The 14,346-nt window shown below is 56.9% G+C and carries 17 protein-coding genes; 5 read left to right on the forward strand and 12 right to left on the reverse strand.

Annotated features, from left to right (window positions below):
* Positions 1 to 189 precede the first annotated feature (189 nt).
* The 3 genes from AC2FGB_RS18445 to AC2FGB_RS18455 all read left to right on the forward strand — a co-directional run bounded on the left by AC2FGB_RS18445 (position 190) and on the right by AC2FGB_RS18455 (position 3,138).
* The gene (locus AC2FGB_RS18445) at positions 190 to 1,233 is read left to right on the forward strand and encodes a heme-binding protein (protein WP_142639991.1); all 1,044 of its coding nucleotides are present in this window, start codon (positions 190 to 192) and stop codon (positions 1,231 to 1,233) included.
* A gap of 77 nt (positions 1,234 to 1,310) precedes the next feature.
* Positions 1,311 to 2,162 carry a bifunctional helix-turn-helix domain-containing protein/methylated-DNA--[protein]-cysteine S-methyltransferase gene (locus tag AC2FGB_RS18450; RefSeq protein WP_496694602.1) on the forward strand — a complete coding sequence of 284 codons (852 nt, stop codon included), beginning with the start codon at positions 1,311 to 1,313 and terminating at the stop codon, positions 2,160 to 2,162.
* A 76-nt stretch (positions 2,163 to 2,238) separates the two neighbouring features.
* The gene (locus AC2FGB_RS18455; protein WP_142639994.1) at positions 2,239 to 3,138 is read left to right on the forward strand and encodes a cation diffusion facilitator family transporter; all 900 of its coding nucleotides are present in this window, start codon (positions 2,239 to 2,241) and stop codon (positions 3,136 to 3,138) included.
* A 12-nt stretch (positions 3,139 to 3,150) separates the two neighbouring features.
* On the opposite strand, the gene AC2FGB_RS18460 is transcribed toward AC2FGB_RS18455, so the two are convergent.
* Complete coding sequence (locus AC2FGB_RS18460) at positions 3,151 to 4,590, reverse strand: aldehyde dehydrogenase family protein (protein WP_142639996.1); 1,440 nt, start codon at positions 4,588 to 4,590, stop codon at positions 3,151 to 3,153.
* 207 nt (positions 4,591 to 4,797) lie between these two features.
* Here AC2FGB_RS18460 and AC2FGB_RS18465 point away from each other — a divergent pair, with 207 nt between their 5' ends.
* Positions 4,798 to 5,448, forward strand: a complete 651-nt coding sequence (locus AC2FGB_RS18465; RefSeq protein WP_281996032.1) for a peroxiredoxin — start codon at positions 4,798 to 4,800, stop codon at positions 5,446 to 5,448.
* Positions 5,449 to 5,519: 71 nt separating this feature from the next.
* Here AC2FGB_RS18465 and AC2FGB_RS18470 read toward each other — a convergent pair whose 3' ends face one another.
* The 11 genes from AC2FGB_RS18470 to AC2FGB_RS18520 form a co-directional block, all read right to left on the reverse strand.
* Positions 5,520 to 6,251, reverse strand: coding sequence for a glycosyltransferase family 25 protein (locus AC2FGB_RS18470; protein WP_271952096.1), 732 nt, complete (start codon positions 6,249 to 6,251; stop codon positions 5,520 to 5,522).
* A 48-nt stretch (positions 6,252 to 6,299) separates the two neighbouring features.
* A complete protein-coding gene (locus AC2FGB_RS18475; protein WP_271952098.1) occupies positions 6,300 to 6,830 on the reverse strand; it encodes a helix-turn-helix transcriptional regulator in 531 nt (176 codons plus the stop codon).
* Between the two features lie 23 nt (positions 6,831 to 6,853).
* Positions 6,854 to 7,126 carry a PepSY domain-containing protein gene (locus AC2FGB_RS18480; RefSeq protein ID WP_496694601.1) on the reverse strand — a complete coding sequence of 91 codons (273 nt, stop codon included), beginning with the start codon at positions 7,124 to 7,126 and terminating at the stop codon, positions 6,854 to 6,856.
* Positions 7,127 to 7,299: 173 nt separating this feature from the next.
* Positions 7,300 to 9,450: a polyribonucleotide nucleotidyltransferase gene (gene pnp, locus AC2FGB_RS18485; protein ID WP_281973783.1), complete on the reverse strand. Its 2,151-nt coding sequence runs from the start codon at positions 9,448 to 9,450 to the stop codon at positions 7,300 to 7,302.
* Between the two features lie 236 nt (positions 9,451 to 9,686).
* Complete coding sequence (locus AC2FGB_RS18490) at positions 9,687 to 10,055, reverse strand: DUF1761 family protein (protein ID WP_142640007.1); 369 nt, start codon at positions 10,053 to 10,055, stop codon at positions 9,687 to 9,689.
* The gene (locus AC2FGB_RS18495; protein ID WP_281973782.1) at positions 10,052 to 10,474 is read right to left on the reverse strand and encodes an SRPBCC family protein; all 423 of its coding nucleotides are present in this window, start codon (positions 10,472 to 10,474) and stop codon (positions 10,052 to 10,054) included. Before AC2FGB_RS18495 ends, AC2FGB_RS18490 begins: the two co-directional genes overlap by 4 nt.
* Positions 10,455 to 10,808, reverse strand: coding sequence for an ArsR/SmtB family transcription factor (locus tag AC2FGB_RS18500; protein ID WP_142640011.1), 354 nt, complete (start codon positions 10,806 to 10,808; stop codon positions 10,455 to 10,457). The genes AC2FGB_RS18495 and AC2FGB_RS18500 overlap by 20 nt, the downstream gene beginning before the upstream one ends.
* Before the next feature lie 316 nt (positions 10,809 to 11,124).
* The gene (locus tag AC2FGB_RS18505; protein ID WP_281996033.1) at positions 11,125 to 11,334 is read right to left on the reverse strand and encodes a hypothetical protein; all 210 of its coding nucleotides are present in this window, start codon (positions 11,332 to 11,334) and stop codon (positions 11,125 to 11,127) included.
* 689 nt (positions 11,335 to 12,023) lie between these two features.
* Positions 12,024 to 12,293 carry a 30S ribosomal protein S15 gene (gene rpsO, locus AC2FGB_RS18510; RefSeq protein WP_142640015.1) on the reverse strand — a complete coding sequence of 90 codons (270 nt, stop codon included), beginning with the start codon at positions 12,291 to 12,293 and terminating at the stop codon, positions 12,024 to 12,026.
* A 145-nt stretch (positions 12,294 to 12,438) separates the two neighbouring features.
* A complete protein-coding gene (locus AC2FGB_RS18515) occupies positions 12,439 to 13,452 on the reverse strand; it encodes a calcium-binding protein (protein WP_496690431.1) in 1,014 nt (337 codons plus the stop codon).
* 93 nt (positions 13,453 to 13,545) lie between these two features.
* Positions 13,546 to 14,049, reverse strand: coding sequence for a DUF1643 domain-containing protein (locus AC2FGB_RS18520; RefSeq protein ID WP_496694600.1), 504 nt, complete (start codon positions 14,047 to 14,049; stop codon positions 13,546 to 13,548).
* 96 nt (positions 14,050 to 14,145) lie between these two features.
* Here AC2FGB_RS18520 and AC2FGB_RS18525 point away from each other — a divergent pair, with 96 nt between their 5' ends.
* Entirely contained in the window at positions 14,146 to 14,343 is a 198-nt protein-coding gene (locus tag AC2FGB_RS18525; RefSeq protein WP_496694599.1) for a hypothetical protein, read from the forward strand.
* The last annotated feature ends 3 nt before the right edge of the window (positions 14,344 to 14,346 follow it).

Raw genomic sequence — 14,346 nt, forward strand, 5'->3', positions numbered from 1 at the left:
GCGGCGCAGGGCAAGCCGATGGCTCGGGTAACCACACAAGCAAGAATCTGCTTAGCGGATAGCTGTGGGTTTTGGATTACGTAGGGTAAGCCTGATTCGTGTTATTCTCGCGATGCGCAGCCTATTTTTATTTCAGCGCATTTTTCCCGCATTGGCGGATATTTTATTTAATTATTGAAAGGTTGATCCATGGCGAACCCAGATCTTGCCGCAAAACTGCAGTCCCGTTATCGGTCTGTTGAGCTGGCCCATCAAGGCGACGAAGACCTCGGCCCCCTGAAATTATTGCCCGGAGTTTGGAAGAACGGCGACAGCACGCGCGGACGTGGCTGGAACATGATCGCGCTTCCGTTTGCGACCGAGCCTGGCAGCCGTCTCAACTACCGTCTGCTGGTTAATCAATTCGAGGAAACGCTTCAATTCACGACCGTTGACAAAGCGGTTCCAAACCGCGGGATTGAGCGTCCGAACCCGGCCTCAGGAGACCCGACCATTAACACCGATCAGTTTGTGGTTACGCTGGATTATCAGCAGTCCATCGCGCAGCTCTCGGCTGAAGATCGCCCCGACAGCGGACTGGCTGGACCTGCCGATCTGGCCATCCATCACGAGCCCGGTCTTTTCCTGCATATGACCAATCTGACCACAAACAATCTGAACGTTGCACGTTTGGGAACGGTGCCACATGGCGACTCGTTGTTAGGTCTTGGAGAAGCGAGCGAGATCGATGGACCGCCGACGATTCCGGTGGTGGACGGGCTGCCCGAAGGGGCCACAAAGGACCTGAACAGCGGATATCTTTCGCCCTACAAACATTATCACGATAATCCGTTCAACGGCGTTGTGACCGCCCCGGGGTTCCCAGGCTTCGACCCTGTGCATCCGCATCTGTTGTTGGCAGCTGGAATACCGAACAATGTGAAAAAAACCACGATATTGCCGTTCAACACCGCGCTTGAGGATGCCGGGATCGTCAACATTCCGTTTGTTGTCAAACAAGCCAACGCGGCGGTGATGGATTCGATCTTTTGGATCATGGAACTGGACGAGCCGGGAATTGGCGGTGAACCCAAGCTGCTGATGATGTATCTGCAGAATGTTGGTCTGGATTTTTTCCCACGCTTTGACGGGAAGCCCGGTCTGATCCGCTGGCCGCATGTCAGCATCAACGTCATGGAAAAGGTTGCACCCCCGGAAGAGGCGGCACCTTATACCGTTATCCCGCAGGTCTGAGGGCGCAGATAGCGCAAGAATCGGGTCGCACTCTGGTCGGTAACAGGCCATCTTCTGTCTATGGAAGGAGTGCGACCATGAATGTCCAGACCCCAGAAAACGGCTATCATTATAATGTCATGCGCCGGGCGATTGACCTGATTGATCAGGGCGGAGAGGCCCTGAGTCTTGATGAACTGGCACAGCAGATGGATATGAGTCCCGCGCATTTCCAGCGCCTGTTCTCACGTTGGACCGGGGTATCGCCCAAGCGGTATCAGCAATATCTGACGCTGGGCCATGCCAAGGCGTTGCTGCGCGAGCGGTTCACGACACTGGAAACCGCCCTGAATGTGGGCCTGTCCGGCAGCGGTCGCCTGCATGATCTGTTCCTGAAATGGGAATCCATGAGCCCCGGCGAATACGCCCGTAGGGGTGCCGGTTTGACCATCTATTGGGGATGGTTTGAATGTCCTTTTGGTCCTGCTTTGGTGATGGGCACCGACAAGGGCATCTGCGGAATGGCCTTTGGGGCCGAAACCGGCGAAGAAAATGCCATGGCGGATATGTTGTCGCGTTGGCCCAATGCAAATTTCGTCGAGGACCCGATGCGCCTGCGGCCCTGGGCGCTCAGTGCATTTGGCGCGGTGAGCGACCGATTGGAACCAACGCCTCTGTATTTGATTGGCTCGCCCCTACAGATCAAAGTGTGGGAAGCGCTGATGCATATCCCTTCGGGGCAGGTCACAACCTATTCCGAGATCGCGCAACGGGTGGGATCACCGCAAGCTGTGCGCGCCGTCGGGACGGCCGTGGGTCGAAACCCGGTCAGTTGGCTGATCCCTTGCCACCGCGCGCTGCGAAAATCCGGAGGGCTGGGTGGGTATCATTGGGGCCTGCCGGTGAAACGCGCCATGCTGGCCTATGAGGCGGCACAAGCAGACGCTTGATTTCTGATCAGAAAAAGCCATAGGGATCATCGAACAAAGTGATAGACCTGTCCCAAGGTTGCAGGACACCAATGCGATGATCCAGAAATTTGCCCTGTGGTCGATCCCGATTTCCATCGCGGTTCTGGCCTTGAAACTGTTGGCCTGGTGGTTGACGGGATCGGTCGCCTTGTTGTCCGATGCGATGGAATCCGTGGTCAATGTGGTCGCGGCCTTGCTGGCGTTCTTTGCGGTTTCGATCGGCGGCAAACCTCCTGACGATAATCACCCCTTTGGGCACAAGAAAGCCGAATACCTGTCTGCTGTTGTCGAAGGTGTGCTGATCGTGCTGGCGGCGCTTCTAATCCTGCGAGAGGCCGTTGCCGCGCTGTCATCGTCGCATCTGGACCAGGCCCCGCTGACCGGGGTGGCAATCAATGTGCTGGCAACCGCTCTGAACGGTGCCTGGGCCTATATGTTGCTGCGGGTCGGGCGGCAGTACGCCTCTCCGGCGCTTGAGGCCAGCGCAAAGCATATCTTTACCGATGTGTTCACCTCGGTGGGCGTTGTCATCGGATTGGTTTTGGCCCTTGCCACCGGCTGGCTGATCCTGGACCCGATCCTGGCCATTCTGGTCGCCCTGAACATTCTGTGGGAGGGATGGAAGGTCATTCGCAAGTCGATTGACGGTCTAATGGACGTGTCCCTTACTGATCCCGAACTGGATGAAGTGCGGAGCATCATCGATGCAAATCTGGGCCGGGCGCTGGAATATCACGACCTGCGGGGCCGTCGATCCGCCAGCATGATCTTTGTCGAGTTCCATCTGGTCGTTGACGGTGGCATGAGCGTTGCGACGGCCCATGATATCTGTGACGATATCGAAGACGCTTTGACCGATCAGTTCCCCGGATCGGTTTTTGTGATTCATCTCGAGCCGGATTCAGAGTCTAAAGGGCCCGGCGCAGATAGCGCACGGGCCCCGAAAACAGGTTAGACGGCAGGTGGGTTACTCGGCAGCCCAGCCGCCGACGGCCTTAACCTCAAGGAAATCCTCCAGCCCCCAGACGCCGCCTTCGCGCCCGTTGCCGGATTGTTTCATGCCGCCGAACGGGGAACCCGCGCTGCGGGATTTGCCATTCATCTCGACCATACCCGACCGCAGAGCGCGGGCCATGCGGTTGGCACGGACGTTATCCTGTGTCTGGACATAGTTGGTCAGCCCATAAGGTGTGTCATTGGCGATTTCGATGGCCTCTTCCTCAGTATCGAAGGGGATCATGGTCAGAACCGGTCCAAAGATCTCTTCGCGGGCGACGGTCATCTGGTTGTTGACGTCGGCAAAGACCGTGGGCCGCACGTAATAGCCCTTGTTCAGCCCTTCGGGCCTGCCAGTGCCACCAGCGACAAGGCGCGCGCCTTCGTCGATACCCTTTTGGATCAGGTCCTGAATCTTGCCCCATTGCAGCTCGTTCACAACCGGGCCGATATGGCGACCTTCTTCCATCGCCGGGCCAACGGTGACACCTTTGGCAACCTCAGCTGCGGTTTCCACCGCCGCGTCATAGATGGGACGCTGGACCAGCATCCGGCTAGGGGCGTTACAGCTTTGACCGGTGTTGTTCATCATGTGCAGCACGCCACGTTTGACGGCCTTTTCATCCGCATCGGCAAAGACCACATTTGCACCCTTGCCGCCCAGTTCCAAATGCACCTTCTTCAGTGTATCGGCCGCGGCTTTGGAAATCGCCGTGCCCGCGCGGGTGGATCCAGTAAAGCTGACCATATCCACATCGGGGTGCGTGGACAGCTGAGATCCGACGCCAACCCCGTCACCGTTGACAAGGTTGAAGACACCGGGCGGGAATCCGGCCTCATCCATCAGCTCAGCAAAGATCATCGCGTTCAGCGGGCTTTGCTCCGAGGGTTTCAGAACCATTGTGCAGCCCGCAATCGCAGCCGCACCGACCTTCAGCGTGACCTGGTTCATTGGCCAATTCCACGGTGTGATCAGGGCGGCGACACCGACGGCCTCATAGATGATCTGGTCGTTGGGAGCGTGATCGCCCAGCGGCCGCTCGAAAGGAAACGCTTTGGCGGCGCGGATGAAATTTGCCAGGTGCCAACTGCCTGCTCCGACTTGCTGGCTACGCGCCATGTCGATCGGGGCGCCCATCTCTAACGACATTGCCTGGGCAAGATCCTCGGACCGTTCGGCATAAAGCGCGATCAGCTTTTCGACCATCGCGATGCGGGTTTCCGCCGGGGTTTCCATCCAGCCGGGCAACGCCGCCTTGGCCGCTGCAACAGCCGCGTCCGTATCGGCCTGATCGCCCAGCGAAATCACGGCACATGGTTCTTCGGTCGAGGGGTTGATGACCTGAAAATCATGCGTAACCGATGGGGCAACCCACTGACCGTTGATGTAAAAATTGCGTTTCTCGATCATGGTGCATCCTCCTGACCATGCGACGGGGATTCTTGGTTCGGCGCCACTGTGTCAGGCCTTCAGGAAACCGGCAAGCGCGATTTGATCAAATGGAATTTTGAGGTCTGGCCTAGGGCTAAAGTGACTTGCTGACTGTTTAACATCGGCGCAAAGTGATTAGGTTCTGGACAACCGACTCGGTTTTGTAATTAGCAAAGGAGATGCTTCATGGGTTTGCGCATCAACGACACAGTCCCCAATTTCACTGCAGAAACGGATCAGGGCACCATTCAGTTCCACGACTGGATTGGGGATAGCTGGGCCATTCTGTTCTCGCACCCAAAGGATTTCACTCCTGTCTGCACCACCGAGTTTTCGGCCGTCGCGCAGCTAAGCGATGAGTGGGCCGCGCGCAACACCAAGGTCCTGGGCGTTTCGGTTGACGGCGTCGAAGACCACAAGAAGTGGAAAAAGGATATCGAGGCCTATGGCAACGCGCGTCCCGGTTTTCCAATCATTGCCGATGATGGTCTGGCCGTTTCAAAGGCCTTCGACATGCTGCCCGCCGAGGCCTATTTGCCGGACGGGCGTACCCCGGCCGACAGCGCGACCGTGCGGTCGGTTTTTATCATCGGGCCGGACAAGCAACTGAAGCTTTCGATGACCTATCCTATGACTGTGGGACGTAACTTTGCCGAGATTTTGCGTGCACTGGACGGGTTGCAGATGTCGTCGAAAGGCGTGGCTACCCCGGCGAACTGGGTGCCTGGCGAAGACGTAATCATTCCGCCTGCTGTCTCAAACGACGACGCCAAAGCAAAGTTTGGCGAGTTCGAGACCATCTTCCCCTATCTGCGCAAGACCAAGGCGCCGTCGTAAGACGACCAAGGTCAGGGGGGCTGTCTGCCCCCCATCGCGCCTCGCGGCGCGATTCCCCCCGGAAGGTATTTTCAGCCAGATGAAGCAGGCGGGCGCTGCGGGTGCAGGTGCAGCTTGGCGCGGTAGGCTGCGCGCTTGAACTCTCGGGTTAATTTGTCTGACAGGGGCGGTTTTGTCTGAATGGTCGAGCCGCCGATTTCCTGGGCCACTTCCTGATTTCCACTGCCTTGCAAGGCGTGAACCGGCTGGTCTGTCAGCCAGTGCATCTGCAAGAAGGTATCGACAGGGCGGTCGATTTGGTCGGTGGTCGCCAAAAGGCGTTCGGCGGCGTTTTTCCCCACCATCTGACATACGCATTGCAGGCCGATCACCTTGGGTAGGATCAGCCGCAGGCCGTCTTGTTCTGCCAGGACCTGTGCCGGTACTTCGCGCTGTTTTACGGGGATGCGGATATAGTGATCGGGGGTGGCGATTGAGGCCAGCAACCCAAGCGCCTGTTCCATTCGCGCCCGATCTATGCGCAGGTCATCCTCGGAGATGATGGCCAGGTCGATATCGTCCTCGACCAGCTTGCGCCAGATGCGTCGATGGCTTTCGAACACGCCGATTTCTGCGGGTCGCAAGGGGAATGGGTAATGCGGGCGGTGCAGATTTCCGGAATGCAGTTCGACACCGGAAATCTGGTCAGGGTCGCGGCCATTTACGGCCTCAAACAGTTCAGCATTGGGCAGGGCCGCGCAGAGCTGATCAGCATTGGGACGGCGCGCGGTGCTCGAGGACATATGGATGACAAAGGATCGCATACCCCGTGCATAGAACACCGCGTCAGGCGGGGAAAGAGCAACCGTGGATCAAGCCTGGCCCTGGTCGGCGGGTTCTGACGACGAGGACGTGTTGACCAGGGGTTCGGACAAAAGCTCTTCGACAAAAAAGCTGAGCAGTTGGAGCCGCCCTGAGACACCCGCCTTGCGGTAAATCGCAGCGCTTTGTGCCTTGATAGTCCCTTCTTTCGTCTGTCTCAGCTCGGCGATTTCTGCGATCGACAAACCCTTGATGGACAATATTGCGACATCGCGTTCCGCATTGCTGAGCTGCCACTGCGTGAATTGATTTTCGATGACCTGCGAAAACGCGCCCTGCGCCACGCCCAGTTGACGCTGCATGTCCTGCACGCGCAAGCTCTGAGCCCGGATCAGGGTGATTGTCGCCACCAAACCACCGATCAGAGCCAGGGACAGGAACAATTCGAACTGGTGCAAATGCCGAAACCCGGCAGTTTCGCCACCAAACCAATCGAGCGCTGCATCGGTTAGGAAAAAGGTGGCGCAGACAGCCTGCACCACCAGAAGGAGCCAGAGTAAAGACGTCTGTGAAATCTTCATAGCGCTCCTTTAAGATTGTCTGGTCAGTCGTCGTCCTCTTCAAACTCGATCGCGGTGACAACGCCATCGGTCTTGTTCAGGACCAGTTCAGTTTCCACGCCATCCTTGACGAGTTCAACCTCGATCTCGCCATCTTCGAATTCGATCTCTTCGATCTGGTATCCCTGCGCCTCGAGAGTGGTGCGGATATCGGTCTCGGTGGTGCCCAGCTTGTCCCCGACTGTCACGTTGGCAAAAGCCAGCACCGGGGCGGTCGCGATCAGTCCGGTCAGAGTCAGCATTTTGAAAGTCTCCATTTCGCATCTCCTAGATTTGTTGCGTCGATGTAGGAGACGTGGGTTCACCTGGCCGGTGGTGCGATTGGATTTCGGTTGAATTGGGCGGAATTGGTCCAAGGTTTATGCTGACAGAACAAAAAAAGACCCCGGACAAAGCCGGGGTCTTTCGAGAAATCAGAGGGGCGAGCAGATTATTCTGCGCCTTCCTCCTTCTTTTCTTTCTTCTCAGGTGCGATCTCTTCGCCGGTTTCCTGATCGACGATTTTCATCGACAGGCGCACCTTGCCGCGGTCGTCAAAGCCCAGCAGCTTGACCTTCACTTCCTGGCCTTCCTTCAGAACATCCGACGGATGGTTCAGGCGACGGTTTTCGATCTGGGACACATGGACCAGACCGTCGCGCTTGCCAAAGAAGTTCACGAAAGCACCAAAGTCGACGATCTTGACCACTTTACCGGTGTAGATCTGGCCTTCTTCGGGTTCGGCAACGATCGAATGGATCATCTCATAGGCCTTCTTGATCGATTCCCCATCGGGCGAGGCGATCTTGATCACGCCATCGTCGTTGATGTCGACCTTGGCACCCGAGACTTCGACGATTTCGCGGATGACTTTGCCGCCGGAACCGATCACTTCACGGATCTTGTCGGTGGGGATGTTCATGGTCTCGATGCGCGGTGCGTGGACCGAGAAATCATTGGTCTCGGACAGGGCTTTGCCCATCTCGCCCAGGATGTGCATCCGGCCGTCCTTGGCTTGCGCCAGGGCTTTCTCCATGATCTCGGGCGTGATACCCGCAACCTTGATGTCCATCTGCAGAGAGGTGATGCCGTTTTCGGTACCCGCAACCTTGAAGTCCATGTCGCCCAGGTGGTCTTCGTCACCCAGAATGTCCGACAGGATCGCGTAATCGCCGTCATCTTCCAGGATCAGACCCATGGCAACACCGGCAACCGGTGCTTTCAGCGGAACGCCCGCATCCATCATCGACAGCGAACCGCCGCAAACAGAAGCCATCGAGCTTGATCCGTTGGATTCGGTGATCTCGGACACGATGCGGATCGTGTAGGGGAAGTCGGTTGCCGCAGGCAGAACCGCCTGCAACGCGCGCCATGCCAGTTTGCCGTGACCAATCTCACGACGTCCCGGAGGGCCCACGCGACCCGCTTCACCAACCGAATAAGGAGGGAAGTTGTAATGCAGCAGGAAGTTCGATTTGAAGTTGCCGTGCAGGGCGTCGATGAACTGCTCATCATCACCGGTGCCCAGCGTGGTTACAGCCAGCGCCTGTGTTTCACCACGGGTGAACAGGGCCGAGCCGTGTGTCCGCGGCAGCATCGAGGTTTCTGCAACGATCGAACGGATATCGGTGGTCGAACGACCGTCGATCCGCTTGCCGCCTTTGACGACGTCGCCGCGCAGGATGCCTGCTTCCAGCTTTTTCATCGCCGAGCCAAGGTTCGCGTCTTCCAGCTGTTCCTCAGTCAGGGCTTCCTTGATCGCATCGCGGGCAGCGGAAACAGCGGCAGTGCGCTCTTGCTTGTCGGTGATTGCGAAGGCGGCGCGCATCTGCTCTTCACCTGCGGCCTTAACGGCAGCAGACAGCTCAGAATAATCGGGCGCTTGGAAATCAAACGGCTCTTTTGCCGCGTCTTCGGCCAGTGAAATGATCAGGTCGATCACCGGCTGAATCTGCTCATGTGCGAATTTGACCGCACCCAACATCTCGGCCTCGGACAGCTCGTAGGCTTCCGATTCAACCATCATCACGGCGTCTTTGGTGCCGGCAACAACCAGATCCAGACGCTGTTCAGGGTTCAGACGCAGGTCCTGCATGTCGTCCACAGTCGGGTTCAGAATGTATTCGCCATCCTCGAAACCAACGCGGCAACCAGCAATCGGGCCTCTGAACGGTGCGCCGGAAATGGTCAGCGCGGCAGAGGCTGCGATCATCGCCACCATGTCAGGGTCGTTGACCAGATCGTGGCTCAGCACGGTGCACATCACCAGAACTTCGTTTTTGAAGCCGTCAACAAACAGCGGGCGGATCGGCCGGTCGATCAGACGCGCGGTCAGCGTCTCTTTTTCAGTCGGGCGCGCCTCGCGCTTGAAAAAGCCACCCGGAACTTTACCGGCGGCATAATATTTCTCTTGGTAGTGGACGGTCAGCGGGAAAAAGTCCTGACCGGGTTTTTGCTTCCGCGCAAAGGTCACGTTTGCCATCACGCTGGTCTCGCCCAGCGTGGCAATCACACTGCCGTCCGCCTGACGGGCAACCTTGCCGGTTTCCAGTGTCAGCGTCTCTTCGCCCCACTGAATTGATTTCTTTGTTACATCAAACATTTGCGTATCCTAGAAGGGAGCACTCCCGCCCCTGCGGGTCTCCCGTTTGCGTGGCGGCCCCATTGCCGCCGACCCCACTTTATCTTCCATTCGAGTGCCGGGGTCAGAGCACAACGTCTCAGATGGACCGCCCATACAGCAGTTTGGGGGCTTTGGAAAGGCAGGAGTTCCGAGGAAGGGTAAGGGTATAAAGGGCGCATGCCCGATCCATCGAGGATCGGGCAGACGCGGCGATCCTACAGGATCGCGTGGGCCAGGATCATGACGATACCACAGCCCAGCGCATAGCCGGTGTCGACCGCAATGGCGAAGCCGCTTTTTTGCGCCCATGTCCCGACCGAGGCTGTCTGCGCCGCCACCGCAAGGATTGCAAGCAGGGCGACGCCCAGGCTATTGGTAGTCTCGGTCACCGCGATTACCGCAGCCAGCAGGATCAGGAACACGATCTGTGTGGCCATCGCGCCCAGTGGCGGGGTTTCGGGCGGCGTCGGGTCGATGCGGGTGCCTTCTGCCCAGCGTTTCTGAAAGCCCATAGGGCCGTAGACCAGCCAGCCCAACAAAAAGGCAGCGACCACCCCTGCACCGAGAGCCAGCCAGTTGATCATAGTGCCGTCTCCAGCGCCGCAAGGATAGCGGTCCAGCCGCCCTCGTGATTGTCCCGGCTTTCCTGCGAGGGAAAGCGGATGTGGTGCAGCCGCAGCTCGGTGCCCTTTTCGGTGGGTGTGAAATCCAGTGTGACCGTGGAATCGTCTTGGCTGTAGGGCGAATTCCAGGTGAATTGCAGACGGTTGGGGCGGTCGATGACCTTGTATTCGCCCTCATGCGGCAGATCGCCAGCCTCGGGCGCGCGCATGATGATTTTGAACCTGCCGCCGACCTTGGCGTCGGAATGCGCTTCGGGCACGGTCATGCCCGGTGCCGGCAGCATGAATTTTGCCAGCATCTCGGGGTTGAGCCAGGCATCAAACACCTTTTCGGGTGGATGTGGAATGGCGCGCGTTATTTCAAGTGACAGGTCCGTCATCTTCTGGGTCCTCCAAAGCAGTTTCCAAGGCGTCCAGCCGAAGCGCCCAAATCGAACGCAACCCGGCAAACCAAGAATCAACGGCTGATAAAGGAGCCATCTGAACCTCGATCAGATGTTCGCGCCATTCGGTCCGGCGCTGCACCAGCTCGGCGTTTTCCAGCACCTTGATGTGCTTGGAGACCGAGTTGAGGCTCATATCGAATTGCCGCGCAATGTCCGTCACCCGCAATGGTCCCTGCTGCGCAAGCATCGTCAGAATAGCGCGGCGGGTCGGGTCGGACGCGGCCTTCAATATTGCATTGAGGTCATATCGACTCTCTCGTTCAACCATTTGGATGAATTACAACCTTATTCTGCTTCAGTCAACCATTTGGGTGAATAACATGTTGAAACCCTGATTGACCAGTCGCCAAATGCACCCTGTTGGATAAGGGTTTGGCCCTGATCGGTGCAGATGTGTCCGAATACAGTCTGAGTCAGGTAAAATTTGGGGAGGACATGTGTGGCAAACGATTTTGGTGGAGCTACTGACTACAGGTGAGATCGGACCGTATTGGCCCCGTCTCCAGCTTAAAGAAGATGATCCATTCTATTATGATCGTGCAGAAAGCGGATTTCATATATCCGGGATCAAAGCGGGTCTGGGCCTATTGCAACGAATCTTCTTTGCTACGCGGTTGGGGAGACCCCAATTCTTCTTCTTTCAATATGCCGCGGAGGATTGCGGCAGTTTCCACCTCGGACATTTTTTTTACGATGCCATCTGTGCCAGAGACTGTTGTTGACTTTTTTTCTGATTTAGGAGCCTGGGAAAGGTTAGCTGCAAAAACGCGGTTCAAAACTGATTTTAGAGGCATTGTTAAACTCCAGTAAAATAGTCGTCGGACACTGTCGCTGCGGGCCAGTCCGAACCACGAGGGTGGGAGGGCTCAAAGACCGTTTGCCGTGAGTGTGTACCCGCAGCGACAGGCGGCATTTAGGAACCGACCGATCCTGTGCAAAGGGGGAAGATATTGGCCTTTCGCGTCATTTTTTGACTCTCTGATAAAAAAACACGACGTTGCTTACGTTTACGTCAACTTTCTAAACCAGCGCTCAGAATCTGCGACGCAACGTCACAATTTGACACCTGTTCATCACGGGCAAATTCAACGGTCCTGAAGGCAAAAAAGCGGCCGTCTTTAGGGGCGATTCTATCGTGCAAGCAGGCGGAACCGTGGCTCCCAATAAAAACGGGCGCGCCCATTGTGGGCGCGCCTTGAAAAGGGAGGACTATGAAAAACCTAACGCTCGAAAAAAAATAAGCGCCTACTCACTACAGTTCCTAGACTGCAGCGATTTGAGCAGCTTGTCGGTGAAGTGGATCACACGGCGCGAAAAAAGTTTCCATCGTCCGAGATGTTGTCGTGATCGGTCATCGAGAAGGCAGCGAAAGGCTTTGCTTCAAGGTCGGAGAGAACCCCAAAACCAAATACGCCCGCCGAATGGCGAGCGTATCATGATCTATAGGCTTTTCAGCGTCTGTATCAAAAACAGCAGCGCGCGCTTAGCGGCGGATGCCCAGCTTTTTGATCAGGTCCTGGTACCGTGCTTCTTCTTTGCCTTTCAGATAGTCCAGCAGCTTACGGCGCTGGGCAACCATCTTCAGAAGACCACGGCGACCGTGGTTGTCTTTCTTGTGGGTCTTGAAGTGCTCGGTCAGGGTGGTGATACGCGAGGTCAGGATGGCAACCTGGACTTCTGGCGAACCGGTATCGCCGTCCTTGGTTGCGAATTCTTTCATGACGCGATCTTTTTCAGCGGCAGTAATCGACATCGGGGTCTCCTTTGAAAAGGTTAGGGTTGATGGCACAGGCCGGGATGTCGTCCAGCGCAGGCCCATGGAGAAAACCGCATCGATTCCGACACGGATGCGCGCGTATAGGCGCATTTGCGGTCAATGGCAAAGGGATTCTGGAAATTCAGCCCAGCGCGCAGAGCTGCGCCAGATCGCCTGAGGATATCAGTTGAATGTCATCGGCGCTGACTCCGTCTGCCCCGATCAGCTGCACCACGTTCTGCCCGTCGACAATTACATGGGTCAGGTTCTCGTCTTCGGTGTCTGTCTTGATCTGAATGTCCGGGTTTTCCTGACCTTCCCATGAGATCAGCAGCTTGTCTTGACCGGGCTGAAAATCCATGACGGTGACGGCGTCATCATCCGATTCGGGCGAAACCACGATGTCATCGTCACCTTCGCCCCCGGTTACGATATCACCGCCTTCGGCAAGGATCGTATCATCCCCGGCGCCACCGTTCAGGAAATCCAGCGCGTTGGTGTCCTCTCCATCCTGACCGTCCAGAATATCGTCGCCATCACCGCCGAACAGCACGTCCTCGCCTTCGCCACCGCTCAACCGGTCATCACCAAACCCGCCATGCAGTGCGTCATCGCCCTCACCGCCGATCAGAATGTCGTCATCCTGCCCGCCATACAGCTCATCCTCGCCCATCCCGCCGTCCAGGTGATCTGCGCCGAAATGCCCGTAAAGTGCATCATCCCCCTCATCGCCCGAGATTTGATCGTCGCCCGCCTCTCCGTGAAGGACATCCTGGCCAGCGCCGCCAAAGATCGTATCAGCGCCTCCTCCCCCATGCAGGGTGTCATCGCCTTCGCCACCATAAATCGTGTCATCCCCCGCATATCCATTGATCTGATCGTCGCCGTCCTGGCCGGTCAGGATGTCCAGATCCTCGGTACCAGCGATGATCATGTCGCCCTCGATTTCGGATATGATCGTCCCGGTCGAAATCTCGGGCGCTTCGGGTTCCTCGACATTCTCACCGACGTCAAGGAATTCGCCAGTTTCGACCGCAGGAGGCTGGTCGTCGACGACATCGTCCTCACCGGGATCTTCATCTATGTCAAAGACATCGCCGATGGCATAGGCCACCCCGCCGACAGCCGCCAGACTAAGCAATCCGATCAGAAACATGACAACCTCCTTGAACGCATTGCTTCGAGGGTGAAATGTCTCATGCATCAGGGCTTTGGTCAAAGCTTAGCTGAGCTTGTGGTTAACCCTTTGTCACCAGGGTTCGGGGTTTTGGGTGTAAGCGATATAGAGCGGATGCTTGGGGTGGCCGTCCTTGGTAAGCCCAAGGTGGTACATCGGCTGACCGGTGCCGCGCAGCAGGGTTTCGACGGCGGTGCCTCGATCCAAATGCGCGCCATGGGTACCCCAGGCAGCTATGACCTGATCGGCCCAATTTACGCCTTCCAGAATGGCCGTGTCATTCTCTGGCCCCACCGGATCGGCGGCGGTGCGCATCTTGCGCGGGTCAGTATCGCGCCAGGCAAAGATATTTGTGACCTGAAACGCCCCGAACCCCAGCGCCCGTGCCCGGCGTTCGCAGCGTTCAACCGTTGGATCGTTTTGCACCTCGGTCGCTGTTGAGGGGTTTAGCATCACAAACAGCGCCTTGCGCCCGGCCGGATCCCAGATGCGCGTCAGGCTATAGCGGTATCTTTCGCAATCCGAATAAACAGCGGTCGAGGGCGCGTCGCCCTTGGTATGTGTGCGCGTGATCATACTAAATTTATCCTAATCTCATTTTGATACCGCAATATGTGGACTGCGTTCTTGTTTTGTGCCAGCGTTGAGGTGGTGATTCCATAGGAGATTGAAATGCCAACTAAGAAACCAACTGACAACAAAAAGAAGCCCCCTGCAAAGAAGACTGGGGGCGCAAAAAAGCAATCTGGAAACAAGACATCAACTCTGGCGTCCAAAGTCCTTTCAGGAAAGAAAAAGCCGACTCAAAAAGAAATCAAGACTTTGGCAGCTTCGGTGCTCGGTCAAGACGAAACTAAGGGTAAGCGATAATAG

Source organism: Ruegeria sp. CDSC021 (genome assembly GCF_059610845.1).